This is a genomic window from Sphaerimonospora sp. CA-214678 (genome assembly GCF_050942215.1).
Classification (GTDB): domain Bacteria; phylum Actinomycetota; class Actinomycetes; order Streptosporangiales; family Streptosporangiaceae; genus Sphaerimonospora.
On sequence record NZ_CP192056.1, the window covers coordinates 4,484,023 to 4,506,620 of the forward strand.

27 protein-coding genes and 1 pseudogene are annotated in these 22,598 nt (G+C 69.2%); 13 read left to right on the forward strand and 15 right to left on the reverse strand.

The window, feature by feature from the left end:
* Nucleotides 1-38: 38 nt before the first annotated feature.
* On the reverse strand, nucleotides 39-341 hold the full coding sequence (locus ACQP1K_RS20120; protein WP_433497254.1) for an antibiotic biosynthesis monooxygenase family protein: 303 nt from the start codon (nucleotides 339-341) through the stop codon (nucleotides 39-41).
* Between the two features lie 126 nt (nucleotides 342-467).
* On the opposite strand from ACQP1K_RS20120, the gene ACQP1K_RS20125 reads away from it, so the two are divergent.
* From ACQP1K_RS20125 to ACQP1K_RS20135, 3 genes are all read left to right on the forward strand, one after another.
* Entirely contained in the window at nucleotides 468-902 is a 435-nt protein-coding gene (locus tag ACQP1K_RS20125; RefSeq protein WP_433497255.1) for a DUF6703 family protein, read from the forward strand.
* Nucleotides 903-989: 87 nt separating this feature from the next.
* Nucleotides 990-1,400, forward strand: a complete 411-nt coding sequence (locus ACQP1K_RS20130; RefSeq protein ID WP_433497256.1) for a Fur family transcriptional regulator — start codon at nucleotides 990-992, stop codon at nucleotides 1,398-1,400.
* A 109-nt stretch (nucleotides 1,401-1,509) separates the two neighbouring features.
* On the forward strand, nucleotides 1,510-2,088 hold the full coding sequence (locus tag ACQP1K_RS20135; RefSeq protein ID WP_433497257.1) for a CGNR zinc finger domain-containing protein: 579 nt from the start codon (nucleotides 1,510-1,512) through the stop codon (nucleotides 2,086-2,088).
* A 54-nt stretch (nucleotides 2,089-2,142) separates the two neighbouring features.
* Here the strand turns inward: ACQP1K_RS20135 and ACQP1K_RS20140 are convergent, their stop codons facing one another.
* Together ACQP1K_RS20140 and recO are read right to left on the reverse strand one after the other, a co-directional pair.
* Complete coding sequence (locus tag ACQP1K_RS20140) at nucleotides 2,143-2,949, reverse strand: isoprenyl transferase (RefSeq protein WP_433497258.1); 807 nt, start codon at nucleotides 2,947-2,949, stop codon at nucleotides 2,143-2,145.
* Nucleotides 2,950-3,108: 159 nt separating this feature from the next.
* Nucleotides 3,109-3,831 (reverse strand): annotated as a pseudogene (recO, locus tag ACQP1K_RS20145) (DNA repair protein RecO); the annotation flags it as partial.
* 341 nt (nucleotides 3,832-4,172) lie between these two features.
* Between recO and ACQP1K_RS20150 the strand changes: the two are divergent.
* Together ACQP1K_RS20150 and ACQP1K_RS20155 are read left to right on the forward strand one after the other, a co-directional pair.
* On the forward strand, nucleotides 4,173-5,756 hold the full coding sequence (locus ACQP1K_RS20150; protein ID WP_433497259.1) for a CDP-alcohol phosphatidyltransferase family protein: 1,584 nt from the start codon (nucleotides 4,173-4,175) through the stop codon (nucleotides 5,754-5,756).
* A complete protein-coding gene (locus ACQP1K_RS20155; protein ID WP_433497260.1) occupies nucleotides 5,753-6,466 on the forward strand; it encodes a DUF5941 domain-containing protein in 714 nt (237 codons plus the stop codon). Before ACQP1K_RS20150 ends, ACQP1K_RS20155 begins: the two co-directional genes overlap by 4 nt.
* Before the next feature lie 108 nt (nucleotides 6,467-6,574).
* On the opposite strand, the gene ACQP1K_RS20160 is transcribed toward ACQP1K_RS20155, so the two are convergent.
* Both ACQP1K_RS20160 and ACQP1K_RS20165 read right to left on the reverse strand, forming a co-directional pair.
* Complete coding sequence (locus tag ACQP1K_RS20160) at nucleotides 6,575-7,099, reverse strand: ATP-binding protein (protein ID WP_433497261.1); 525 nt, start codon at nucleotides 7,097-7,099, stop codon at nucleotides 6,575-6,577.
* A 106-nt stretch (nucleotides 7,100-7,205) separates the two neighbouring features.
* A complete protein-coding gene (locus ACQP1K_RS20165) occupies nucleotides 7,206-8,111 on the reverse strand; it encodes a LysR substrate-binding domain-containing protein (RefSeq protein WP_433497262.1) in 906 nt (301 codons plus the stop codon).
* 301 nt (nucleotides 8,112-8,412) lie between these two features.
* Here ACQP1K_RS20165 and ACQP1K_RS20170 point away from each other — a divergent pair, with 301 nt between their 5' ends.
* From ACQP1K_RS20170 to rocD, 3 genes are all read left to right on the forward strand, one after another.
* The gene (locus ACQP1K_RS20170; RefSeq protein WP_433497263.1) at nucleotides 8,413-8,874 is read left to right on the forward strand and encodes an Lrp/AsnC family transcriptional regulator; all 462 of its coding nucleotides are present in this window, start codon (nucleotides 8,413-8,415) and stop codon (nucleotides 8,872-8,874) included.
* 129 nt (nucleotides 8,875-9,003) lie between these two features.
* Nucleotides 9,004-9,840: a dimethylargininase gene (ddaH, locus tag ACQP1K_RS20175; RefSeq protein ID WP_433497264.1), complete on the forward strand. Its 837-nt coding sequence runs from the start codon at nucleotides 9,004-9,006 to the stop codon at nucleotides 9,838-9,840.
* Nucleotides 9,837-11,051, forward strand: coding sequence for an ornithine--oxo-acid transaminase (gene rocD, locus ACQP1K_RS20180; protein ID WP_433497265.1), 1,215 nt, complete (start codon nucleotides 9,837-9,839; stop codon nucleotides 11,049-11,051). The genes ddaH and rocD overlap by 4 nt, the downstream gene beginning before the upstream one ends.
* Before the next feature lie 98 nt (nucleotides 11,052-11,149).
* On the opposite strand, the gene ACQP1K_RS20185 is transcribed toward rocD, so the two are convergent.
* A complete protein-coding gene (locus tag ACQP1K_RS20185) occupies nucleotides 11,150-12,079 on the reverse strand; it encodes an NAD-dependent epimerase/dehydratase family protein (RefSeq protein WP_433497266.1) in 930 nt (309 codons plus the stop codon).
* A 362-nt stretch (nucleotides 12,080-12,441) separates the two neighbouring features.
* Here ACQP1K_RS20185 and ACQP1K_RS20190 point away from each other — a divergent pair, with 362 nt between their 5' ends.
* Nucleotides 12,442-13,143: a TetR/AcrR family transcriptional regulator gene (locus ACQP1K_RS20190; RefSeq protein ID WP_433497267.1), complete on the forward strand. Its 702-nt coding sequence runs from the start codon at nucleotides 12,442-12,444 to the stop codon at nucleotides 13,141-13,143.
* Nucleotides 13,144-13,225: 82 nt separating this feature from the next.
* On the opposite strand, the gene ACQP1K_RS20195 is transcribed toward ACQP1K_RS20190, so the two are convergent.
* The 4 genes from ACQP1K_RS20195 to ACQP1K_RS20210 form a co-directional block, all read right to left on the reverse strand.
* Nucleotides 13,226-13,648, reverse strand: a complete 423-nt coding sequence (locus ACQP1K_RS20195) for a hypothetical protein (protein WP_433501597.1) — start codon at nucleotides 13,646-13,648, stop codon at nucleotides 13,226-13,228.
* Nucleotides 13,548-14,177: an acyltransferase domain-containing protein gene (locus tag ACQP1K_RS20200; protein ID WP_433497268.1), complete on the reverse strand. Its 630-nt coding sequence runs from the start codon at nucleotides 14,175-14,177 to the stop codon at nucleotides 13,548-13,550. The genes ACQP1K_RS20195 and ACQP1K_RS20200 overlap by 101 nt, the downstream gene beginning before the upstream one ends.
* 77 nt (nucleotides 14,178-14,254) lie before the next feature.
* On the reverse strand, nucleotides 14,255-14,707 hold the full coding sequence (locus ACQP1K_RS20205; RefSeq protein WP_433497269.1) for an ATP-binding protein: 453 nt from the start codon (nucleotides 14,705-14,707) through the stop codon (nucleotides 14,255-14,257).
* 60 nt (nucleotides 14,708-14,767) lie between these two features.
* Nucleotides 14,768-15,079 carry a helix-turn-helix transcriptional regulator gene (locus ACQP1K_RS20210; RefSeq protein WP_433497270.1) on the reverse strand — a complete coding sequence of 104 codons (312 nt, stop codon included), beginning with the start codon at nucleotides 15,077-15,079 and terminating at the stop codon, nucleotides 14,768-14,770.
* Between ACQP1K_RS20210 and ACQP1K_RS20215 the strand changes: the two genes are divergently transcribed.
* Together ACQP1K_RS20215 and ACQP1K_RS20220 are read left to right on the forward strand one after the other, a co-directional pair.
* Nucleotides 15,026-15,487: a DUF5753 domain-containing protein gene (locus ACQP1K_RS20215; RefSeq protein ID WP_433497271.1), complete on the forward strand. Its 462-nt coding sequence runs from the start codon at nucleotides 15,026-15,028 to the stop codon at nucleotides 15,485-15,487. The genes ACQP1K_RS20210 and ACQP1K_RS20215 overlap by 54 nt on opposite strands.
* A complete protein-coding gene (locus tag ACQP1K_RS20220; RefSeq protein ID WP_433497272.1) occupies nucleotides 15,475-15,696 on the forward strand; it encodes a DUF397 domain-containing protein in 222 nt (73 codons plus the stop codon). The genes ACQP1K_RS20215 and ACQP1K_RS20220 overlap by 13 nt, the downstream gene beginning before the upstream one ends.
* A 10-nt stretch (nucleotides 15,697-15,706) precedes the next feature.
* Here ACQP1K_RS20220 and ACQP1K_RS20225 read toward each other — a convergent pair whose 3' ends face one another.
* The 3 genes from ACQP1K_RS20225 to leuA form a co-directional block, all read right to left on the reverse strand.
* A complete protein-coding gene (locus ACQP1K_RS20225) occupies nucleotides 15,707-17,041 on the reverse strand; it encodes a hypothetical protein (RefSeq protein WP_433497273.1) in 1,335 nt (444 codons plus the stop codon).
* On the reverse strand, nucleotides 17,022-17,909 hold the full coding sequence (locus ACQP1K_RS20230; RefSeq protein WP_433497274.1) for a phosphotransferase enzyme family protein: 888 nt from the start codon (nucleotides 17,907-17,909) through the stop codon (nucleotides 17,022-17,024). The genes ACQP1K_RS20225 and ACQP1K_RS20230 overlap by 20 nt, the downstream gene beginning before the upstream one ends.
* 351 nt (nucleotides 17,910-18,260) lie before the next feature.
* Nucleotides 18,261-19,994: a 2-isopropylmalate synthase gene (gene leuA / locus ACQP1K_RS20235; protein WP_433497275.1), complete on the reverse strand. Its 1,734-nt coding sequence runs from the start codon at nucleotides 19,992-19,994 to the stop codon at nucleotides 18,261-18,263.
* Between the two features lie 247 nt (nucleotides 19,995-20,241).
* On the opposite strand from leuA, the gene ACQP1K_RS20240 reads away from it, so the two are divergent.
* A complete protein-coding gene (locus ACQP1K_RS20240; RefSeq protein WP_433497276.1) occupies nucleotides 20,242-20,487 on the forward strand; it encodes a DUF2630 family protein in 246 nt (81 codons plus the stop codon).
* 79 nt (nucleotides 20,488-20,566) lie between these two features.
* Nucleotides 20,567-21,043, forward strand: a complete 477-nt coding sequence (locus ACQP1K_RS20245) for a hypothetical protein (protein WP_433497277.1) — start codon at nucleotides 20,567-20,569, stop codon at nucleotides 21,041-21,043.
* Nucleotides 21,044-21,081: 38 nt separating this feature from the next.
* On the opposite strand, the gene era is transcribed toward ACQP1K_RS20245, so the two are convergent.
* Together era and ACQP1K_RS20255 are read right to left on the reverse strand one after the other, a co-directional pair.
* Nucleotides 21,082-22,020, reverse strand: a complete 939-nt coding sequence (era, locus tag ACQP1K_RS20250; protein ID WP_433497278.1) for a GTPase Era — start codon at nucleotides 22,018-22,020, stop codon at nucleotides 21,082-21,084.
* 1 nt (nucleotide 22,021) lies between these two features.
* The gene (locus tag ACQP1K_RS20255; RefSeq protein WP_433497279.1) at nucleotides 22,022-22,357 is read right to left on the reverse strand and encodes a cytidine deaminase; all 336 of its coding nucleotides are present in this window, start codon (nucleotides 22,355-22,357) and stop codon (nucleotides 22,022-22,024) included.
* Nucleotides 22,358-22,598: the final 241 nt, after the last annotated feature.

The following is a 22,598-nucleotide window of genomic DNA, read 5'->3' on the forward strand; positions in this document are numbered from 1 at the left end:
TCTGTGGACAAGCTTAGGGGACTTCCGTGCCCGTTCGCTCAGACGTCGCCGGACGGAGTCTCCGGCAGGCGGTAAACCCCCTCGAACGCGCTGGGCTCATTGATCATCAGGGTCATCAGCGGGTACATGTCCATCCTGGCCGCCGACAGCGCCCGCCGGTAGAACCCCGCGCCCTCCCACTCGCTGACCAACGCCCACAGGGCGGGCTCGTCGACCGACCGCCCCAACTGCCCGCGCACGTATCCGGGCTGCGCCGCCAGCACCTCCAGTACGGCGTGCGCGCCGGTGGTGAACTCCTCCGTGCGGGAGACGGGAACCGAGTAACGGATCAACGCGATCACGGGTCCAAGCATGCCATGCACGCCGCGCCGATCCCGCGGCCGCCCGCGACCGTACGGCCGCACGGCCGGCGGCCTGGCAGAACATGCGGGGCGAAGAATCGGCGGGAGGGGCATTAGGCTCGGCTTGTGGGAAGCGAAACCGATCCGAAACGCCGGCCCCCGGCCGAGAACCGCTCGCTCCCGGCCCACCCGCTGGCGCGCAGGCCGGAGCAGCCGGAGGCGCAGCGGCCGACGCGACGGCCGCTGCCCGCCGGTGAGTCGTTCTTCACCCCCGGCGCGACCGGCGTCAGGCGGGCGTTCGAGGTGAAGAGCGCGGCGCCACTGGTGTTCCTGTTCCAGCTGCCGCGCTGGGTGCTGCCGGTCGTCATGGTCGTGCTGCTGCTCGTCGGCCTCGTCGTGCCGGACTGGCGGGGGGCGCTGGCCGTGCTGCCCGTGCTCGCCTTCGTCGTCTGGCTGGCATACCTGTCGTGGCCGTCGCTGCGCGCCGGCGGACGCCTGCTGCGGGTCGCGCTCGTCACTTTCCTCGTCCTGCTCGCCGCCACCCGCTTCGGCCTGATCTGATCGGTTTCACCTGATCGGCCTGGTCCGAGTCCTGGTCTCCCCCCTGATTCGGTAGATTTTAGGGCGAAGCCGTACACAGGAGTCATCATGACCAGGAGTCCCAAGAGCCGTGAGGCCGTACACGAGATCCTGCGTCAGAGCCCGGGCTTCCGCAGTGCGCAGGACGTGTTCGCCGAAATGCGGGCGGACGGTGCGAAAATCGGCCTGACCACCGTGTACCGGGCACTGCAGTCACTGCAGGACGCGGGCCGCGTGGACGTGCTGCGCACGGATGAAGGCGAGTCCGTCTACCGGGCCTGCGAGACCGAGTCTCATCATCACCACCTCGTCTGCCGCCGCTGCGGGCTCACCGTCGAGGTGGCCAATCCGGACGTCGAGCACTGGGCCGAGCTCATGGGCGTCGAGCACGGCTTCACCGAGATCACCCACACCGTGGAGGTCTTCGGCACCTGCGCCTCCTGCACCGACTCCTGCCGGACGGAGGCCGCCCCGCAGTGACCCTCCGTGACCAGGCGAATGTTCCGGTCCCCGATGTCCTCGATCTCGCCACGCCCGAGGACTCCCGCGGGGTACGCTGCCAGCGCGCCGCTAAGGAGGAGTGCCTGCCATGCCATTCGGTCATGACATGGTGTACTCGCTGGCCACCGTGGTGGAGTTGATCAACACCGCGACCGGCGACCATGACGGGTTGACCGACATCGACGATCTCCGTACGTTCGTACGCAGCCGCAGGATCAGCGGCGTCGGTGCGGTGACCGTCCGCGATCTGACCGAGGTGCGAACGCTCCGCACCGACTTCCACGACATCTTCACGTCTTCCGACCGGGTCTCCGTCGTGACCCGGCTCAACAAGCTGCTGGGCCGTACGAGAATCACGCCCAGGCTCACGGAACACGACGGTTTTTCGCTGCACGTCCACTACTTCGCCCCCGGCGCTTCGCTCGCCGAGCATCTCGCGGCCGAGTGCGGCGTCGCCCTCGCGCACGTGCTGGCCGAGAACGAGTGGGAACGGCTGCGCAAATGCCGCGCGCCCGACTGCGACAACGTGTTCGTGGACGAGTCGAGGAACCGTTCGCGGGTCTACTGCGACAGCCGCACCTGCGGGAACCGCATGCACGTCGCCGCCTATCGGGCCCGGCGGCGCCCGGAGTCCGGTCAGGGGAAGAAGCGCCAGGCACTGGGGTGACCCCGGTGCCGCCGGTGCCCCCGGGCTAGGCAGGCGTCACGCCGCCGCCGGGTCTCATACGGTCCCGCCGAGCAGGGGCTCCACGGCCGGGCGGACCTCGTTCGGTACGGCACCGCCGTACCGCCGGTCGCGCTTGGCGTAGATCTCGCAGGCCTGCCAGAGGTCCCGGCGGTCGAAGTCCGGCCAGAGCCGGTTGAGGAAGACCATCTCGGCATAGGCGGACTGCCAGAGCAGGAAGTTCGACGTGCGCTGCTCGCCGGACGACCGGACGAAGAGATCGACGTCGGGAATGTCGGGCTCGTCGAGATAGCGGGCGAAGGCCTTCTCCGACACCTTCGCCGGATTGACCCGGCCGGCCGCGATGTCCCGCGCGAGCTTCACGGCCGCGTCGACGATCTCCGCGCGGCCCCCGTAGTTGACGCAGAACTGCAGCGTCAACGTCGAATTGCCGGTCGTCATCCGCTCGGCGTCCTCGAGCTCCTTGATGACGCTCTTCCAGAGCCGCCCGGGGCGTCCGGCCCAGCGGACCCGGACCCCCATCTCGTTGAGCTGATCACGGCGGCGGCGGATCACGTCCCGGTTGAACCCCATCAGGAAGCGGACCTCGTCGGGCGAGCGCCTCCAGTTCTCGGTCGAGAACGCGTACGCCGACAGGTAGGGGACGCCGAGCTCGATCGCGCCCTCGATGACGTCGAACAGCGAGGCCTCGCCCATCTTGTGGCCCTCTGTCCTCGGCAGCCCCCGGGCCTTCGCCCAGCGGCCGTTGCCGTCCATGACGATCGCGACGTGCCGTGGGACGAGGCCACGCGGGATTGCGGGCGGGATCGCGCCGGAGGGATGCGGAGACGGAGGACGGACCATGTTCCGAGAGTATTGCGTCCGCGAGGGTCCTCAGACGGGGAAGGTGTGCGGATCCCGTGCGGGACCGCGCCGGCCGGCCCGCGCGTCGCCGTGGTTCGCGACGGTCTCCTCCGGGCGTAACGCCTGATCGCGCTCCGGCAGCTCGCGCCCGCGCCACTCCCTCTCGACGTGGCGCAGCGACCGGATGCCCTGCTCCAGGTGCCACTGCAGGTAGGCGGCGACGAGACCGCTGCACTCGGTCCGGTGCCGGGACTCGGAGGAGTCGGCGGCGGGCCAGTCGCCGCGCAGCAGCGCGATCATCAACGCGATCGTCTCGGCGGCAGGCACCGCGGCTCCGGCCGGGCGGCACGAGCCGCAGACCACGCCGCCCGCGGCGATCGCGAAGGCTCGTACGGCCTCCGCCCCGCATCTGGCGCACACCGACAGCGCGGGGGCGTAGCCCGCCACGGCCAGCGAGCGCAGGAAGAACGCGTCCAGCACCAGCCTGGGCTCGTGCCCGCCCTCCGCGAGCGTGCGCAGCCCGCCCAGCAGCAGCAGGAACTGACGCAGGGCCGGTTCCTTCTCGCCCATGACCAGCCGATCGGCCGTCTCCAGCATCGCCGTGCCGGCGGTGTAGCGGGGATAGTCGATCACGAGCGCCTCGCCGTACGGACGCAGGGTCTCGGCCTGAGTGATCACATCGAGCGACCGGCCGGCGTGCATCTGCAGGTCGACGTGGGAGAACGGCTCCAGCCGCGCGCCGAACCGCGACCTGGTCTTGCGTACGCCCTTGGCCACGCCCCTGACCTTGCCGGTGCGCCTGGTGAGGATCGTGATGATGCGGTCGGCCTCGCCCAGCTTCTGGGTGCGCAGCACGACGCCCTCGTCCCGGTAGAGGCTCATCGTCCCATCCTATGGCCGTCCCGATCGGCAGCCCGGGAGCGGCGACAGCCGGGCTCAGTATGATGAAAATTTGGTAATGATTGGTCCACTCGGGCATTTGTCGGTCGTACGGTGTGCCTGGGATGCACTGGTTCAACCGAAAGGTCACTAAGCTTTGGCCTCCGGCGGATTTCTCCGCGCCGGTCAAGCCAGGGAGTGTCCCGTGGATCGCGCCACGGCGGCGATTCCGGGGCACGCCCAGGGAGTGTCCCGATGGGTCTTCGCCGTAGCGACGCAGGTAGGTCTAGAAGATCCACGGGCCGCGACCGTGGCCTGATCCCCCTGTCGCTTGAAAGGTTGCCATGACCCGCGTGGTCCTGCTGGGCGCGCCGCCCGGCCAGATCGGTTCTCCATCGCCAGGCGGCCGCCCCGTGTCGCCTGCGGACATCACGTTGGCGTCGCTTCCCGGAGCCCCCTCGGTGTACGGCAGACTGCTCGAGCAGCTCGCCTCGCTCGATCCCGAGCCGATCACCATCGCCCGGCCCGCCGACGCCCCCGCCTTCCGACGCCATTCGAGGCGGGTCGTGGAGAGCCCGGACGTAGCCGGGGACCTTCGGGCGCTCGCCGACGCGGTCGAGGACTCGACCGACAACCTGCTGATCCTGCCCGCGCGGTCGCTGGTGCACGACGAGCTGATCTACCAGATCAACAAGGCCAAGCGGCACGCCCTCGCGCTGGTCGTCCGGGAGGAACGGCACCCGGACGCGCCGGTGGAGCCGCCCATCGAGGAGGCGGTGCCCGAGATCGGCCAGAAGGTGATCGAGGGCCTCCCCCAGCGCACCCGGGCCGGCCGCGGCCGGATCATCTCGGTCGGCACCGCCTACCACGCCGTCACCCGCCCGAACATGGCGCTGCTCGGGCCGCTCCGCCTCCACCAGCGGCACGCGGCCGTGCTCGCCGAGGCCGCACGCGAGCTGGCGGACATGGCCCACCTGTTCGGCCCCGAGGACGACGTCGCCGAGCTGCTCGTGCTGGGCCTCGTACGGCGGGGCGTGTCGGTCGGCATCCGAGGCCGCAGGGACCTGTTCTACCGCCGGATCCACAGTCAGCAGGAGGCGGACGAGGCCCTGGCGGAGATGGCCGGGTTCGACGAGGACCGGGCCCGGCTGAACCACGCCGTCAAGGGTGCCGACGGCTTCTTCACCACGTTCTTCGTCAGCACCTATTCGAGGTTCATCGCGCGCTGGGCCGCCCGCCGGGGGCTGACCCCCAATCAGGTCACCCTCATCTCGATCTTCCTCGGCCTGCTGTCGGCCGGCGCGTTCTCGACCGGCACCCGATGGGGTGCGATCGCCGGCGCCGTGCTCATCTACTTCGCGTTCGTCTTCGACTGCGTCGACGGGCAGGTCGCCCGATACGCGCGGAAGTTCGGCGTGCTGGGAGCCTGGCTGGACGCCACGTTCGACCGGTTCAAGGAGTACGCCGTCTTCGTCGGCCTCGCCGTCGGAGCGACCGTGTCCGGTCAGTTCGGGGACGGGGAGGACATCTGGACGCTCGCCCTGGCGGCGCTGGCGCTCCAGTCGGTCAAGCACCTGCTCGACTTCTCGTTCGGCGCGGCCAACCGGCGCAGGGCGCCCGTCCCGCTGCCGACGCTCGATCTGGCCGTCCCCGAGGACCGCCCGCTGCGCGAGGCGCTGGAGGAGCGCAAGGCGCGCCGCAACTCGGGCATCCGCAACCTGCTCAAGCTCTGGACCAGGGCCGGGAAGTTCCGTCCCGTGCACTGGGCGCGCAAGATGATCGTGTTCCCCATCGGCGAGCGTTTCGCCGCCATCGCGATCACCGCGGCCTTCTTCGACCCCCGCGTCACGTTCCTCACGCTCGTGATCTGGGGCGGCGTCGCGACCATCTACACCCTCACCGGACGCATCCTGAGGTCTCTCGCATGATCACCCAGCCGCAGACCACCACGATTCCCGACCCGGACGAGGAACGCCGCCGCATCCAGACCGAGCGGCTGCTGGCCTATCGTGACGACGGTCCCATCGCCACCATGCTGAAGGGGGCGCTGGGCCGGGGTCTGCCGCCTGTGCCGTTCACGATCGTGGCGCTGCTCGCCGTCGTGGCTCTGGCCGTCGGCGGCGTGCTCGACGAGGGGCCGATCCTGCTGGCGCCCGTACTGATCCTGGTGCTCCTGGTCCTGCCGAGCGCGCCGAGCGACCACCTCGGCCGGCTGGACTGGCTCACCCCGCCGCTGCTGCGGGGCGCGGAGTTCCTGACGATCATCCTGCTCGGGCTGGCCGAGGGCACCCCCAAGTGGCTGCTGTTCGTGCTGCTCTACGTGGTCGGCTACCACACGTACGACACGGTCTACCGCACCAGGCAGGGCATCTGGCCGCCCGCGTGGCTGTTCCGCGCCGGGCTCGGCTGGGAGGGCCGGCTGCTGATCCTGGGGGTGGGCGCGGCTGCCGGCCTGTTGACCGCCGTCGCCGCCGTCCTCACGGCCTACCTGTTCGTCCTGTTCGCCGTGGAGAGCGTGGTGAGCTGGGTGCGGCTGGACAAGGCCTCGGCGCAGGCCCAGGCCCAGGCCGACCAGGACCTCGAGCAGTCGCCCGAGGAGGCGGCCGAGCAGCTCACGGGCGACGCCGACCCGGCCTAGAGGCGAGCGACGCACGCCGCCCCTCGATCCGGCCGGGGTCTCGACATCGACGACACCGAGGCCCCGGCCGGATCTTCGCTGCGCGGCGCCGCCCGAATTCCGGTGAGCTCAGCCCGCGTGGCCGTCGAACAGCGCCCACACGATCTTGCCGTCGCCGGTGAGGATCCAGCCCCATGCGATGCTCAGCGCGTCGACCAGGTGGAGACCACGACCGGTCTCGGTCGACAGATCGCACTCCCGGCTCAGCGCCGGAACCCGCTCACTGGCGTCGCCGACGCCACAGCCGATATGAAAGCGGCCCGTCACGTCTACGTGGTTCACCAACCACAGCAGGATGGGCGGGCCTCCGGGATCGCGGCGCTGAGAGTCCTGACATCGTGGTGCGTGCCGGAGCGCGTTCGTCACCAGCTCGGACACGACGACCTGCGCGTCGGGGACGAGCCGCGGGAAGCCCCACGCGCACAGCGTCTCGGCGGTGAACTCCCGGGCGACGGCGGGGGAAACGCTTCCTGCGGGCAACGCGCACACGACCGACGGCGGAACGGGCAGATCCGGGAAGTCGTCCTGCTCGAACATCGTGGTCAGCCATGAAGGCGCCGTCGCTGCTCCCGGCCCTGCCAGATCTGCGGTCATCGCCGTTCCCTCAGGTCGTCACCCGTCACCTCATGCGAGTTACCCTTCCTCGTGTATCTTGCCCTGCCCCTTGCGGATGCAAGCGCGCTTGCACGTGCAATTGTCATCACTCGGGCATCGCGGAGAAGAACGCGGCACACGTCTCGGCGAAGGCCGCTGCGCGGGCCGTGGGCCGTACGCCGCGCACCGAGGCCAGCACGACGTCGAGCGGCGGCACCTCGTCGCTGATCGGCACGCTGACCACCCGGCCGCCGTCATAGGTCTGGTCGGTCGCGGCCTGCTGGGTGAGAATCGAGTAGCCGTGCCCGCCGGCCACCAGCGACCGGGCCGTCTCGAAGCTCGACGTACGGAACCGCACCCGGGGTTCGCTGGCGTAGAGCGTGCGGAAGTAGTCGCGGCTGCGGGGCAGGTCCAGCAGGATCATCGGCTCCCCCGCCAGGTCGGCCAGGGACACCGCGTCCGCATCGGCGAGCCGGTGCCCCGGCGGCAGCAGCGCGTGCGGCCTGGCCTGGGTGAGCAGCCGGAGGTCGAGATCGAGGGCGAGATCGGTCGCGTAGACCAGGGCGGCCTCGCACCGGCCGTCGAGCAGAGCGGCCTCTATGGCGGAGACCTCCCCCTCGATCACGGTGACCCGGACACCCGGGAACCGGCCGGCGAACTCGCGCAGCAACCGGGACAGGTAGAACGGCGCGAGCGCGGTCAGGCAGCCGACGGACAGCTCCCCGGTCAGCGAGCCGGCGAGCCCACGCGCCGACTGGGCCAGCGCGGCGGCGTGCGCCAGGAATTCACGGGCCTCCACGAGGAACCGCTCCCCCGAGCGGGTGAGCGACAGCCCCCTGGCATGGTGGCGGATCAGCAGTTGGACGCCGAGTTCGCGCTCCACCTGGGCGATGGCGGCCGAGATCGCCGACTGCGCCACCATCAGCTCCCTGCTGGCCGCGGTCATACTGCCGAGCTCGGCCGCGGTCACGAAGTAACGCAGCTGGACGAGTGTGAAGTTGACGTCCGCCACGCAACCATTGTGACCGCCCCAGTCGTGTACGCGCTGCCGCAACCGGAAGGAAGTTCGCGTGGTTTTTCTTGACTTTCCGCTGGCTTTCCGTGCCGATGATCAGGAGTTTTCCCGTTGGGCGATCCGCGTGCCCATGGCGACCGCGACGACGAACGCCGACGTCACGGGCACACCCCACAGAACGTCAGGCGAGGCGTAAGCCCGGCGAACGGCGCACGCTCGTCCCGCCGCGGACGTGTGAGCGGCCGCGGCGCCGCCGCCGCATGACGTGGAGCGGACGGCGGACCGGTATACAGGTCCCGTGAAGGTGGACGAGCTGGACCGCGCCATCATCGGGGCGCTCGTAGAGGACGCGCGCGCGACATATGCCGAAATAGGCAACCAGGTCGGGCTGTCGGCTCCCGCGGTCAAACGCCGCGTGGACCGGCTGGTCGCGACCGGCGCGATCACCGGCTTCAGCGCCCGGGTCGAACCGTCGGCCCTCGGCTGGACGACCGAGGCGTACGTCGAGCTCTACTGCCGCGGCAAGACCTCGCCCGCGGAGATCGGAGCGGCAGCGGCCCGGCACCCGGAGGTCGTCTCGGCCTGCACGGTCACCGGAGAGGCGGACGCCCTGCTGCACATCCGCGCGACCGACGTACGCCATGTGGAGCGCGTCATCGAGCGCATCGCGGCCGAGCCGTTCGTCGTACGGACCAAGAGTTCGATCGTCCTGTCCCGCCTGATCAGCGGGTCCCACCACCACCCCGCACACCCGGATTAACGGATCGCCGTAATTCGCCCGAAGACGCAACCGATCCAGCCGAAGGCGCAACGCGCACCCATTGGCTCCACAGCCCCGGATTCCTAACCTGAAGATCAGTTGACAGGGGTGTCCTCGGATGGAGTCTGAATGTCACTCGCGCCATCGGCTGAGATCTCGCACAGCGACCGTACGAGCACGGCGCGGCACTACCTGATGTGCCGTCCGGAGTTCTTCACGGTCTCCTACTCCATCAATCCGTGGATGGACCCGGCGGAGGGCGCCGACACGGCGAGAGCCGTACGGCAGTGGGAGAGCCTGCGGCGGGCGTACGAGAGCCTCGGGCACCGGGTGAGCCTGATCGATCCCATCGAGGGTCTGCCGGACATGGTGTTCGCCGCCAACGGCGCGCTCGTCGTCGAGGGAAGGGTCTACGGGGCGAAGTTCGCCCACGCCGAGCGGGCCGCCGAGGCCCCGGCCCATCTCGACTGGTTCGACCGGCGGGGCTACGAGACGCTGGCGCCGTCGTTCACCAACGAGGGCGAGGGCGACTACCTGACGCTCGACGACGTGATCCTCGCCGGCACCGGGTTCCGTACGGACGTCGCCTCCCACATGGAGGCCCAGGAGTTCCTGGGCCGCCCGGTCGTCACGCTGCGGCTGGTGGACCCCAGGTTCTATCACCTCGACACGGCGCTGTTCCCGTTGGACGGCCGCAATGTGGCGTACTACCCCGAGGCGTTCTCGGCCGGCAGCCTGCGCGTGCTGCGGCGGCTGTTCCCCGACGCCGTGATCGCCTCGGCCGCCGACGCGGAGGTGCTCGGCCTCAACGCGGTCAGCGACGGGCGGAACGTGATCGTCAACGCCGAGGCGGCCGGGCTCATCCTGGAGCTCAAGCGCCGGGGCTTCGAAGTCGTCCCCGTGGACCTGAGCGAGTTGCGCAAGGCCGGCGGGGGTCCCAAGTGCTGCACCCTGGAGATCCGGTGAACACTCCTTCCAACGCCGAAGACTTCATCCGCCTCAGCGAGGCCCGCGGCGCGCACAACTATCACCCGTTGCCCGTCGTGCTCCGCTCCGCCGAGGGCGCCTGGGTGACCGACGTGGCCGGCCGGCGGTTCCTCGACTGCCTGGCCGGATATTCCTCGCTGAACTTCGGCCACGGCAACCCCGCCGTCCTGGCCGCCGCACGTGAGCAGCTCGACCGGCTGACGCTGACCAGCCGGGCGTTCTTCCACGACCGGTTCGCCGAGTTCGCCACGGCCCTGGCCGACCTGTGCCGCAAGGACATGATCCTGCCGATGAACACCGGCGCCGAGGCCGTGGAGACCGCCATCAAGGTGGCGCGCAAGTGGGGCTACGAGGTCAAGGGCGTGGCCCCGGACCGGGCGAACATCATCGTCATGGAGGACAACTTCCACGGCCGCACCACGACGATCGTCGGCTTCTCCACCGACCCGGACGCCCGCGGCGGCTTCGGCCCCTTCACGCCCGGCTTCCGCATCGTCAAGTACGGCTCGGCCGAGGCGATCAGAGAGGCGATCGACGAGAACACGGTCGCCGTGCTCCTGGAGCCCATCCAGGGCGAGGCCGGCGTGCTGGTGCCGCCGGACGGCTATCTCACCTCGGTCCGCGAGCTCTGCTCCGAGCAGGGGATCCTGCTCATCGCCGACGAGATCCAGTCGGGGCTCGGCCGCACCGGCGACACCTTCGCCTGCGACCACGAGGGGGTCGTGCCGGACATCTACGTCCTGGGCAAGGCCCTGGGCGGCGGGGTGGTCCCGGTCTCGGCCGTGGCCGCCGACGCCGACGTGCTCGGGGTCATCCGGCCCGGCCAGCACGGCTCGACGTTCGGCGGCAACCCGCTCGCCTGCGCGGTCGGCATCGCGGTCGTCGAGTTGCTGCGTACCGGCGAATATCAGGCACGGGCCCGCGAGCTGGGCGCCCTCCTGCACGAGCGGCTCGGCGAGCTGGTTGGCCGGGGCGTGGTGACGGTGCGCGGGCGCGGCCTGTGGGCGGGCATCGACATCGACCCCGCCCTCGGCACCGGTCGCGAGATCTGCGAGGCGCTCATGCGCCGGGGCGTGCTGGCCAAGGACACCCACGGTTCGACGATCCGGCTCGCGCCGCCCCTCGTCGTCTCCCGCGACGACCTGTCCTGGGCGGTCGACCGGCTGTCCGAGGCGCTGAAGGAGTTCTGACGGCGGAACCGGCCGGGCGGTACGGCCCTCGCCCCCTCCGGCGACCGGACCGACCGCTCCAGCTCGCGCACGAGCCTGATATTCGGCCGCGTGCCCGGTCAGCGACCGCGCCACCAGGTGATGGTCTCCTTCAGCGCCTCGTCCAGCGGGGTCGGGGAGAGGCCGAGTGCGGCCTCCGAGGCCGAGGAGTCGAGGACGAACGGCCGGTCGAACTGGTAGCGGGTCTCCTTCAGCTCCCTGACGATCGGCACGACCAGGCCGGCCGCCGCGAGCATCCAGCCGGGGAGCCGCCTGATCCGGGGGGCGGGAGCCCCCGCGAGCAGGCACAGCCGTTCCGCCCACTCCCGCGCGCTCACCGCCGGACCCGTCGGCACGTGCCAGGCCCGGCCCCAGGCGCCCTCGTTCCCCGCCACGGCCACCAGCGCCCGCGCGACGTCGGGGAGGTAGGTCCAGCTGTGCACGATGTCCGGATCGCTGAGCACCGTCGCGGGCCTGCCGGCCAGCAGCGGCCCGATGAACCGGCCGCCGAGGAACGACAGGTCGGTGCTGCGGGGACCGAAGAAGTCCGAGCCGCGCACCTCGGTCACCCGCACCCGGCCGGACCGGTGTGCGGCGAGCGCGTCCTCCCACATCCGGGCACGCACCCTGCCCTTGGTGCCGGTGGAGGCCAGGGGCAGATCCTCGGTCATCGGGCCGTCGACCGGGCCGTAGCCGTACACGTTGCTGAGCATGACCAGGACCGCCCCGGCCGACTCGGCCGCCGACAGCAGCGCCGCCGCGATCGGCGGCCAGTCGCGGACCCACCGGTGATATCGCGGGCCGGCGCAGTTGTAGAGCACGTCGGCGCCCTCGCCGACCCGCCGCATCGTCGCGGCGTCACCCGCGTCGGCGGCGACCAGTGTGACCCCGGCTCTGCGCGGGCCGGACCCGGAGCGGGTCACGACCACGACCTCGTGTCCCGCTTCCGCCAGCAGTTCCGCCACATGGCCGCCGACCTGCCCGGCCCCGACGACGACATGCTTAGTCATGATCTTCTCCTTTAGGATGGTCGCGTGGGTGTCAGACCCGGTGCCGGACGAGCCGCGGGACGGCCTTGATGACGTGGAGCGCGAAAAAGACCGCGTTCGCGGTGACGAGCCGGGAGACGGCGAGCTCCGCCGGGGCGCCCGGCGAGGATCCCGAGCACGGCTCCCGCGTCGGAGGTGGAGCCCCAGCGGCCCAGCGCGTCCTGCTCCGGAGGGAAGGCCAGGGCGAGGTCGGCTCCCTCGGCGACCTGCATCACATCTCCCTGCGCTCGCTGCTCTCTTATGAGAGCAACGCTCTCTCACGAGAGCGTAAAAGTCAAGAGCGGTGCTCTCGTTTGTCGCAAGTGCTCTGGTAGGGTGGCTCCATGAACGCGAGCCGTACCGCACGGGAGCGGGTGAGGGCGGAACTGATCCGGGAGATCACCGATATCGCGCGGCGTCATCTGGCCACCCACGGCGCGGCCGGACTGTCGCTGCGGGCCGTGGCACGCGAGATGGGGATGGCGTCCTCGGCGATCTACCGGTACTACCCCAGCCGGGACGACCTGCTCACCGCACTGATCATCGACGGATACAACGCGATCGGCGAGGCCGTGGAGAAGGCCGAGGCCGCCCGTCCCCGTGAGGACTTCACCGGGCGATGGCTCGCCGCATGCCATGCCGTACGGGACTGGGCCCTTGCCCACCCGCACGAGTACGCCCTGCTGTACGGATCACCGGTGCCGGGCTATCGCGCACCCCAGGACACGATCGAACCGGCCTCCCGCGACACGATCGTCTACGGCCGGATCGTCTCCGAGGCCCACCGTGCCGGACGGCTGTCGCCACCGCCGATATGTCCCCAGCCGCCGGCGATCCTGTCGACGGACCTCGATGCGGTGCGGGCGCTGATGCCCGGCGTCCCGGACGACGTGGCCGCCCGCGCCGTCATCGCCTGGACGGACCTGTTCGGCATGGTCGGCTTCGAACTGTTCGGCCAGTTCAACAACAGCATCGAGCACCGCACCGAGTTCTTCGAGCACAGCATGACCTGTCTCGCCCGCCTCCTCGGCCTGCCCGCTACGTGAAACGCCGTCATCCTGAGCGTCCCGTCCGGCTCCCCCACCCAGGCCAAGGATCTCACCCGCCGGCCAAGCCCGTGACGAGCCACTAGATCGGGAAGTGCCCCTGGCGCCAGTGCCAGTGGCGGCCGGCCTTCAGATGGTCGACGATCGCGCGCTGGAGCACGGTGCGACGCGGCAGCCGGTCGAGCGGCGTGGTCAGGGTCCGGAACACGAACCGCAGCACCTCGACGTCGGCGTCCAGCCCTTCCGGCTCCTCGTAGGGCGCCAGCTCGAACCTCCGCTGGAATCGGACGATGTTGGAGTCTTCGGGCAGGTACTCCAGCAGTTGCGGGTCGAGCAGCCACGAGCCGCAGGAGAACGCCGTGTAGCGCTCGCCGGGAAAGTGGCGCGGGAAGAACGCCCGCGCCTCATCCAGCGACGCCGCGACCGCCTCCGGGGTCATCGGCCCCGACTCGGGGATGTGCAGGCCGATGGCGGTGTCGCCGCGATGGCACTGCAGCCGGCCCAGCTCGTAGACGCCGCCGCGCGCGTGCAGCGTCAGCCAGCTCTGCATGACCGGCCAGCCCTCGCGGTGCATCCGCCGGTCGATCGCGATGGCACTGCAGCCGGCCCAGGTCCGCGAGGGTCGCCCACGACACGGCATCGGCGATGCCGTGGTCGCGGTGGTATTCCCTGACGACGCCGACCAGGGCGAGATACGCGTACACGTAGAGATGCCGCCAGGCGGGGCCCCGTTCGCGTGGCAGCTCCGGACCGGGCGACAGCCAGTCGTAACCCCCGAGATCGGCGCGGACCAGGGCGATCGAGCGGTCGAGCAGCCAGCACAGCTCCGGGGTCCACAGCGGAGAGCCGGGGTCTGGCCAGCCTGCCATGATCTCGGCCGCGTCGTCCGGCCGTACCGCGAGCCGGTCGAGGATCGCGGGCACATCGGCCCTGGCGGGCAGCGGAGCCGACGGCAGGTCTCCGGCGAGCCGATGCACGCGGTCGACGTCCTCGATTGGCACCCCGAGCCGGGCGGCGGTTTCGTCCAGATCCACTCGGACGACCCTACCGGCCGTTGGTTCGCCCGGCTCCCGAGATCGGCGCGCGATCGCGGGGGCCGTCGCCCGTCTCCCTATTCGGATATGGCCTCGGGGACGGACGAGCCATCAGGGGCGTATGGGAAGCGGAGGGCGCACCAGACCGTACGGCCCGGGCCGTCGTCGTGCTCCCGTATGCCCCACTCAGTGGAGATTTCATCGACGATCAGCAGGCCTCGGCCGTCTTCCGCGTTCGGCTCCAGCCGGAGGTGAGGTTCGGCAGACGTCGACCCCGGGTCGTGCACCTCGACGCGGACGACATTGTCCGTCGCGGCCAGGGTGAAACCGATCGAGTCGCCGGCCTGGCAGCCGGAATGCTTGATGGCGTTCGTCACGAGCTCGGACGTCACCAGCACGGCATCCTCCACCGCCGGGTGCTCGTTGCCGAGCAGTCGCCGTACCTCTGAGCGTGCGCAGGAGACCGAGGCGGGATCCCCGGGAAGTCGAATCTCGTGGCGGAGCTCCGGCTGTGCATCGGCCGTTTTCATGGCTTCACCTACTCACCAGACGGAAGTCCTGATCTGCCCTCCGACCTTGACAGAGCCCGGCTACAATTCGTAGTTGAATAACTTCAACCAGCTATCAACGGTTTCGATGAAAGCCCCGCTGAAAGACGAGGAGGGCCGGATGCCGCCGGAGAGCGTGCTCAACCCGACCGACTCCCCCACCGCGCCGCTCGCCTCGTCGCAGTGCCGAGCGAACTCCTCCGATGGAGACCGCTTCGCGGTCTCGATCATGCTGACCGTCCCGACTGAGTACGGCACGGAACGGGCCAGCCGCCGCTGGGACCAACCGCGTGCCTTGCGGTGCCGCCGCAGAGCGGCGAGCCCGGCGTCAGCGTCGAGGAGATCGAGAAGCATGTGATCGCCCGCATGGAACGGCAGGCGATCCTCAACCGGCCCAAGCCTCCGATGCTGTGGGTGGTCATCGACGAGGGGGTCATGCACCGCCCGATCGGCAGCCCCGCCGTGATGGCGGCCCAGCTCACCCACCTCCTCGAAGCCGACCAAACTCCCAGGATCACCCTCCAGATCCTTCCTCTCAACGCCTACTCCACCACGGGCCTTCTGGGTGGCTTCGCCATAGCCACGGCACGCGGAACTGCCGAAACCGCCTATGTCGAAGCGGCATGCAACGCTCAGGTGACCGACTGGATGGAGAGCGTTGGGACCCTAGCATTGAGGTACGAAGGGATCCGCGCCGAAGCGCTACCACAGCGCGAGTCCCTCAAACTGATCGAGGAGACGATGAAGCGATGGACGAGTTGACTCAGGAGCTACGGACAGCGACGTGGACGAAGTCATCCTATTCGGGCAGTAATGGCGGCAACTGTGTCGAGGTGGCTGAGCTGTCCGGGGGGCGCCGAGGCGTCCGCGACAGCAAAAATCCCACAGGGCCGGCCCTCATCTTCACCGCCGCCGAATGGCACGCCTTCATCCAAGGCGTGAAGAACGGCGAGTTCGACACCCACAACTGATCCCCCGTAGTCAGCTCCTCCCCTTATCGTCTCCGGCTGGTCCTTCAAACTCACCATCGCGGCGCACTGCCCGACGTTGTTGCGCGTACAGTGCAGCCGAGATCAATGCTCCGATGAGCAGGAGGACGACGGCGAGCACATAAACCGGCAGATAGCGGCCGTCGAACATGGACCAGCGATCGTCCACCTCACGCGCATTGATGCCGAGGAACGCGAGGACCAAGCCGACCGGTACGGCGACGGTCGATACGAACCCGATGGCCACGGTCCAGCGCAGCCGCCGGTCCTCGTCCGCCCGGCGCTCCCGGCTCTCGATCGCGGTCAACTCCGCGGCAATGGCCCGCTCCAGCCGTCGCAGCATCCGTGCGACGGTCTCGGCCTTGTCCACCAGACCCATCGCGGCGTACAAGGTGTCGTGGTAGCCGACCACTCGCAGCGATGGGACAAGTAGACCGAGATCTGCCGTCGCCTCGACGCTGTAGCTCAGCTCCAGCTCCATGTCTCCGAGTTGACCGCTCAACCGCTCTAAGGTTTTGCGGCGTATCTGTGTACCCAGACGTGAACGATCACCAGTCCGGAAGGTCGCCACGGCAGTGTATGCCTCCGCGCGGATCTCACGTAACCGCGCCGCGCTTGCCACGCCCTGAACGGCCGACAGAAAGACTGTGTTCTCCACATAGTCCTGCTGGCCGCACAGCACGCTGACGTACGGCCCGACCGCGGCCACCGCGTCCGGACGCCGGTTCATCTCGACCGGGTACGTGATCGCGCTGAATTCTCGCCGGTACGGAAGATCACTGCGATAGATCACGCGCTGGATGATGTCGTCACACTTGGCAGCGGACATGGTCGGCCCGAATGCGATCTGGTGCCGTTCAGGCAGGAACTCCCCCGACATGCCGAGCGCGTCCCCCGCAAGGTCCGTGACGGCCTGTTCGCCGACCCTCACGTCCAGGTAGTAGCAGTCCTCCAACAGATCGACCGTGCCGGCCATCTCACAGCGCACGTCAAGGCTGAACACGGCCACAACCTGCCCGGACGGCACGGCGAGGAGCCAGAGACGGGCACCGGTCAGCAGCCGGAGGTGATCCCAGCGCCGGAAAATGATCTGCTCGTGGTCGAGCCCGAAACGATGGATCACCTTCGGCAACTGATCGGCGGACCCGGAAAAATACTCCTCCAGCCGTCCCAGCCGCAGATGATCGCTGGGCAACGCCAGATCGTTTTCTTCTCCAACGTGCCAAGGTGTCGCATAGATGTTGGTTAATCTTACGCAGTCGCGCTGCACGGGCGGGTCGAAGAGTCGTTTGCTGTTGGCGTGCCGCTTAGAACGGATGCCACGCAACGTCGCGGTCTCCCTCGCGCAGGGACCTGACTCTCAGCGCGAACTCCTCGGCGATCTCCGGATTCTCGCCAACATTCTGCATGAGCCAGGTCGTCATGGTCAGTTCACGAACGTCCCGAAGAACCGTGTAGCCTGGCCAGCTCCGTACGTCAAATCCATAGGCATTACTGAACGCCCGATATCGTATATCGGGCAGGCCGAAACGCTCCCAGGAGACCAGCGTGGGGATGAGATCCCATTCTCGTGGCCCACGCGCCACAACCTCGAAGTCCAGCAGTACGATCTGACTGTCGGTCCGCAGCAGGTTCCCGACATGTGCATCTCCATGAATCGGCCCGTACGGCAAGACGAATTCCAGCTCGGCATATCGCTTGACCAACTCACGGCAGTGTGCTCGGAGGAAGTCCCGATCATCATCCTGCACGGCAGTCGCCGCATCGAGCCTAGATTCCACCCGATAGAGCGGACCAAAATCAGGAAGCTCACAGGGCGGATCACCCGCGCTATGAAACCGACGGAGGAGTATCGCAAGGTCGGCATGGGTCGGTGGCGGCTCAACGGGCGTGACCGCCTTCCAGAAGGACACCGGATAGCCACTGACGAGAATCGGCTGTCGGACTCCGGGATACGCCTCGACGGTCGCCACGTCCGAGGCCTTTAGCCAGGTTGCCACGCACAGTTCCTTCTCCACGACCGGTAACCGCTCCGGGCCGCGCGCGATACGCAAAACGACATGGCCGGATGCAAGCCCATATATAGCGTTCTCACCCAGTCGCAGCAGCTCAGCACCTTCCGGATCCAGTCCAGCGATATGACATGCCTGCTTCATCACTTCCGTGAGCATGTCCAGCGTGAAGTCTGCCGTCATGAGATCACCCTCTCCCGGCCGCACACCGCCCGTCAAATCACATCACGACTTCGCAAGTGCGGATATTGCTGCGCTCAAATCCTTAATGGACTTGAGGTGTGATTCAGACGTTTCAGAGTCGACCACTGAATGCAGCATTCAACAATGATGTCCGTCTGCGGCCCGGGTGACAGACGCGGACGCGGAAGGGGCGGCACCCGGGGATCGCCCGGATGCCGCCCCAACTGCAAGATCACGAAAGCCTTTTGGGCAGGTCAACGGCCGTACGTGCGAGTTTCTGCAAGATCACGAACGGGATCGGGGCAGGTCATGCCGCCTCCCCGCGAGTAACTACAAGATCACGGCCGGGGGTCAGCGGGTGGCGCGGTTCACTGCGGAGATGATGGCCTTGTGCGAGGCCGTGGTGGTGTTGGCGTCGATGCCGACACCCCACAGGACCTGGACGCCGTCCGGGCCGCCGACCTCGCACTCCACGTAGGAGGCCGCCTTGGCGTCGGTGCCCGCGCTCATCGCGTGCCCGGTGTAGTCGAGCACCCGGACCGTGACACCGACCGCGGCGAGCGCGTCGCAGAAGGCGGAGATCGGACCGTTGCCGACGCCCTCGATCTCCCGGACCTCGCCGTCGAACCGTACGTCGGCGTTGACGACGTCCTTGTCGTCCACGGTCGAGGTGTGCCGGTGGGCCAGCAGCCCGAGCCGGCCCCACGGCTTGGCGGGGTTGGGCAGGTACTCGTCCTTGAACAGCTCCCACATCTCGGCCGGCGTGACCTCGCCGCCCTCGGCGTCGGTGTGGCCCTGGATCACCCGGGAGAACTCGATCTGCAGGCGACGCGGCAGGTCGAGGCTGTGGTCGGCCTTCATGATGTAGGCGACGCCGCCCTTGCCGGACTGGCTGTTGACCCGGATCACGGCCTCATAGGTGCGGCCGATGTCCTTGGGGTCGATCGGCAGGTACGGCACGGCCCAGGCGAACTCGTCCACCGGCACCCCGGCCGCCGCGGCGTCGCGCTCCAGGTGCTCGAAGCCCTTCTTGATCGCGTCCTGATGGGAGCCGGAGAAGGCCGTGTAGACCAGCTCGCCGCCCCAGGGGTGGCGGGGGTGGACCGGGAGCTGGTTGCAGTACTCCACGACCCTGCGGATCTCGTCGATGTCGGAGAAGTCGATCTCCGGGTCGATGCCCTGGGAGAACAGGTTCATGCCCAGGGTGACCAGGCAGACGTTGCCGGTCCGCTCGCCGTTGCCGAACAGGCAGCCCTCGATGCGGTCGGCGCCGGCCAGATATCCCAGCTCCGCGGCGGCCACGGCCGTACCGCGGTCGTTGTGCGGGTGCAGCGACAGCACGACCGAGTCCCGGTACGCCAGGTGGCGGTTCATCCACTCGATCTGGTCGGCGTACACGTTGGGGGTGGCCATCTCGACGGTCGCCGGCAGGTTGACGATGACCTTGCGGTCGGGGGTCGGCTGCCACACGTCGTTGACGGCGTTGCACACCTCGACCGCGTACTCCAGCTCGGTGCCGGTGAACGACTCCGGCGAGTACTGGAAGAAGATCTCGGTGCCCTCCATCTGGGCCGCCAGCTTCTTGCACAGCTTGGCGCCCTCGACGGCGATGGCGGTGATGCCCTCCCGGTCCAGGCCGAAGACCACCCGGCGCTGCAGGGTGGAGGTCGAGTTGTACAGGTGGACGATGGCCTGCCTGGCGCCGCGCAGCGAGTCGAAGGTCCGCTCGATCAGCTCCGGCCTGGCCTGCGTCAGCACCTGGATGACCACGTCCTCGGGGATGCGGTCCTCTTCGATGATCTGACGGACGAAGTCGTAGTCGGTCTGCGAGGCCGCCGGGAAACCGACCTCGATCTCCTTGTAGCCCAGCTGGACCAGCAGCTCGAACATCTGGAGCTTGCGGTGGGCGTCCATCGGGTCGATCAGCGCCTGGTTGCCGTCGCGCAGGTCGACCGCACACCAGCGCGGCGCCTTGGTGATCACCTTGTTCGGCCAGGTGCGGTCGGCCAGCCGTACCGGCTCGAACGCCGCATAACGCCGGTACGGCATCGGGCTCGGTTGCTGCTGCGAATTCGCGTTCATCATGCTCCTCGTCGGGCAGACCGGCGACACGAGGGATCGGGAGACCAGGACCGACGTCTCAAGGGTCTCGAAAGATCCGGGGAAAGGTCGCCGGGCGGAAGAAACCAAGCGGCCGACGCGCATGACTCGCCTCCGCGACGAGGGAGCCGGCCTGCTACAGGCCCTCGCCGCGGCGGATAAGAAGGAGCCCGCGCAGCATGCCATGAAGGGTAGCAGACGCCGGGCAACCGACAGTTCGGGGGGATTGGACATGAGGGATGACGAAATTCTCGGACAAATCAGACAGCTCGTCGACGAGCAGCATCGGTTGCGTGCGAGCCTGGCCGCGGGCGAACTCACCTCCGAGGAGGAGCAGTCGCGGATCCGGCTCGTGGAGCGATCCCTCGACCGTTGCTGGGATCTGCTGCGGCAGCGGCGCGCTCGACGGGACGTGGGCGACGACCCCGATCACACCGCGCCCCGGCCGGCGGGCGAGATCGAGGACTACGAATACTAGCCTTCGACGTCGGATTCGGGCGGTTATCATCGCGGTGTGAAGACGTCCGCGCGAACCCCGGCGTCGTAGCCCGGTGACCATGCCCGACCCGTCCCCGCCGATCGGCGGCACCCCGCGCCGGCGCGCCGGCGGGCTGCCAGCCGTCGGCGTGACCCTGACCGGGCTGGCGCTGGCCGTCACCGCGCTGCTGCCCTGGGCGGGGCTGACCGCGAGGACGGCCGTCCTCGACGCCGAGCTCACCCGGTCGATCCGCGGGGTCGACTACGGGGCGGGGTGGTTCGTCCTGGGGGCGGGGATCGCCGCCATGCTGCTCGGGATGCTCGGCATGCGGCGTGACCGGCTGTTCGCGGCGTTCGCCATCCTGCCCGGCGCGGTCGCTGCGTTCGCACTCGCGATGTTCCTCACCGACCCCCGGGAGCTGGCCGACCGGCTCGGCTTCCGCCTCCCCGGGCCGCTCGCCGTGTCTCCGGCGATCCAGTACGGCTGGTTCGCCGCCCTGCTGGCCTCCATCGCGGTGGCCGTCCTCGCCGTCGCGGCTTTCCCGCGTCAGTCGTAGCAGCCTCTCCCGCGTGAGTCAGGGAAGCATCTGCCGCGTCAGTCGTAGAAGCCGAGGCGGCGCAGTTGCTTGGGGTCGCGCTGCCACTCCTTGGCGACCTTGACCCGCAGGTCGAGGTAGACGCGGCTGCCGAGCAGCGCCTCGATCTGCCGGCGCGCGCGGGTGCCGACGTCCTTCAGCCTGGCCCCGCCGGGACCGATGACGATGGCCTTCTGCGACGGCCGCTCGACGTACATGAACGCGTAGACGTCGAGAAGATCGTCGCGGCCCTCGCGCGGGGCCATCTCCTCGACCACGACCGCGATCGAGTGGGGCAGCTCGTCGCGTACGCCCTCCAGGGCCGCCTCCCTGATCAGCTCGGCGACCAGGACCTGCTCGGGCTCGTCGGTCAGCTCCCCTCCGGCGTACAGCGGCGGAGACTCGGGCAGCCGGGCGACGAGCTGGTCGGCGAGCACGTCCAGCCGTTCGCCGCCGGCCGCGGAGACCGGGACGATCTCGGCGAAGTCGGCCAGTGCCGACACCGCGAGGAGCTGGCTCGCGATCTGCTCGGGGGTGGCGAGGTCGCACTTGGTGACGACCGCGATGACCGGGGTCTTCTTCACCGCGGCCAGCTTGTCGACGATGAACCGGTCGCCCTTGCCGACGGCCTCGTTGGCCGGAACGCAGAAACCGATCACGTCCACCTCGGTGAGCGTGGACAGCACGAGGCTGTCCAGCCGCTCGCCGAGCAGCGTGCGCGGCCGGTGGAAGCCCGGTGTGTCCACGATCACGAGCTGCGCGTCCGGCCGGTGCACGATGCCCCGGATCGCCCGGCGCGTCGTCTGCGGCTTCGACGAGGTGATCGCCACCTTGGTGCCGACCAGGGCGTTCATGAGGGTGGACTTGCCGACGTTGGGCCTGCCGACGAAGCAGGCGAACCCGGCGCGGAATCCCGCGCCGGAGCCGGTGCCGAAGTCGGCGTTGAGGTCCGCGTTCACGTCAGCTGTACCGACCCTTCACGGACCCGTCCGGAGCGGCGAGGAACAGCGTGCCGCCGCCCACGTCGCCGATGACGGCGAGGTCGGCCGCGTCCGGGTCGCCGGCGTCGGTCACCAGCGCGGCCGCCTCAAGGGACTTCGCGCCGCTGGACAGGGCCATGGCGACCGCGACCTGGATAGCCGACAGCGTGAGCGAGGGCAGCGCGACCCCGGTCGCGGCGTAGGTCCGCCCCGTCTCGTCCCGCACGGCGGCTCCCTCGGGCGACCCGTTGCGGGCGCGGACCGACCTCGCCAGCGTAATGATCTTGTTGTCCTCGGGATCCAGCGTCTCTGTCACGAGTCAAGCGTACCGATCCCGGCGACCGGACGGTCTGGGCGCTCACGGCCGCGAAAGTGCGGGGCCCGCGCCCGGTTCGGGCGAGGGCCCCGCACTTTTACGGCCCCCCCGAGAGGTGCGCCGGACCCCGGTGAACCCCTCCCCGAGTCCCGGCTCCCTCACCGGGCGCCCGTTTCCCTCCCTGGCGCCCGATACGACTGTGTCCCGCGACGCTTGCAGTTCGCTTGACGACCGCTTGCAG

Excerpts from the sequence above, each read along its gene's own strand:
- ACQP1K_RS20245 (WP_433497277.1), top strand. The coding sequence starts at position 20,567 with ATGCCCGACCCGTCCCCGCCGATCGGCGGCACCCCGCGCCGGCGCGCC.
- ACQP1K_RS20220 (WP_433497272.1), top strand. The coding sequence starts at position 15,475 with ATGGACGAGTTGACTCAGGAGCTACGGACAGCGACGTGGACGAAGTCA.
- ACQP1K_RS20230 (WP_433497274.1), bottom strand. The coding sequence starts at position 17,909 with ATGACGGCAGACTTCACGCTGGACATGCTCACGGAAGTGATGAAGCAG.
- ACQP1K_RS20135 (WP_433497257.1), top strand. The coding sequence starts at position 1,510 with ATGCCATTCGGTCATGACATGGTGTACTCGCTGGCCACCGTGGTGGAG.
- ddaH (WP_433497264.1), top strand. The coding sequence starts at position 9,004 with ATGTCACTCGCGCCATCGGCTGAGATCTCGCACAGCGACCGTACGAGC.
- ACQP1K_RS20160 (WP_433497261.1), bottom strand. The coding sequence starts at position 7,099 with ATGACCGCAGATCTGGCAGGGCCGGGAGCAGCGACGGCGCCTTCATGG.
- ACQP1K_RS20155 (WP_433497260.1), top strand. The coding sequence starts at position 5,753 with ATGATCACCCAGCCGCAGACCACCACGATTCCCGACCCGGACGAGGAA.
- ACQP1K_RS20185 (WP_433497266.1), bottom strand. The coding sequence starts at position 12,079 with ATGACTAAGCATGTCGTCGTCGGGGCCGGGCAGGTCGGCGGCCATGTG.
- ACQP1K_RS20150 (WP_433497259.1), top strand. The coding sequence starts at position 4,173 with ATGACCCGCGTGGTCCTGCTGGGCGCGCCGCCCGGCCAGATCGGTTCT.
- ACQP1K_RS20140 (WP_433497258.1), bottom strand. The coding sequence starts at position 2,949 with ATGGTCCGTCCTCCGTCTCCGCATCCCTCCGGCGCGATCCCGCCCGCA.
- ACQP1K_RS20210 (WP_433497270.1), bottom strand. The coding sequence starts at position 15,079 with ATGCTTCTCGATCTCCTCGACGCTGACGCCGGGCTCGCCGCTCTGCGG.
- ACQP1K_RS20130 (WP_433497256.1), top strand. The coding sequence starts at position 990 with ATGACCAGGAGTCCCAAGAGCCGTGAGGCCGTACACGAGATCCTGCGT.
- ACQP1K_RS20205 (WP_433497269.1), bottom strand. The coding sequence starts at position 14,707 with ATGAAAACGGCCGATGCACAGCCGGAGCTCCGCCACGAGATTCGACTT.
- leuA (WP_433497275.1), bottom strand. The coding sequence starts at position 19,994 with ATGATGAACGCGAATTCGCAGCAGCAACCGAGCCCGATGCCGTACCGG.
- ACQP1K_RS20240 (WP_433497276.1), top strand. The coding sequence starts at position 20,242 with ATGAGGGATGACGAAATTCTCGGACAAATCAGACAGCTCGTCGACGAG.
- ACQP1K_RS20190 (WP_433497267.1), top strand. The coding sequence starts at position 12,442 with ATGAACGCGAGCCGTACCGCACGGGAGCGGGTGAGGGCGGAACTGATC.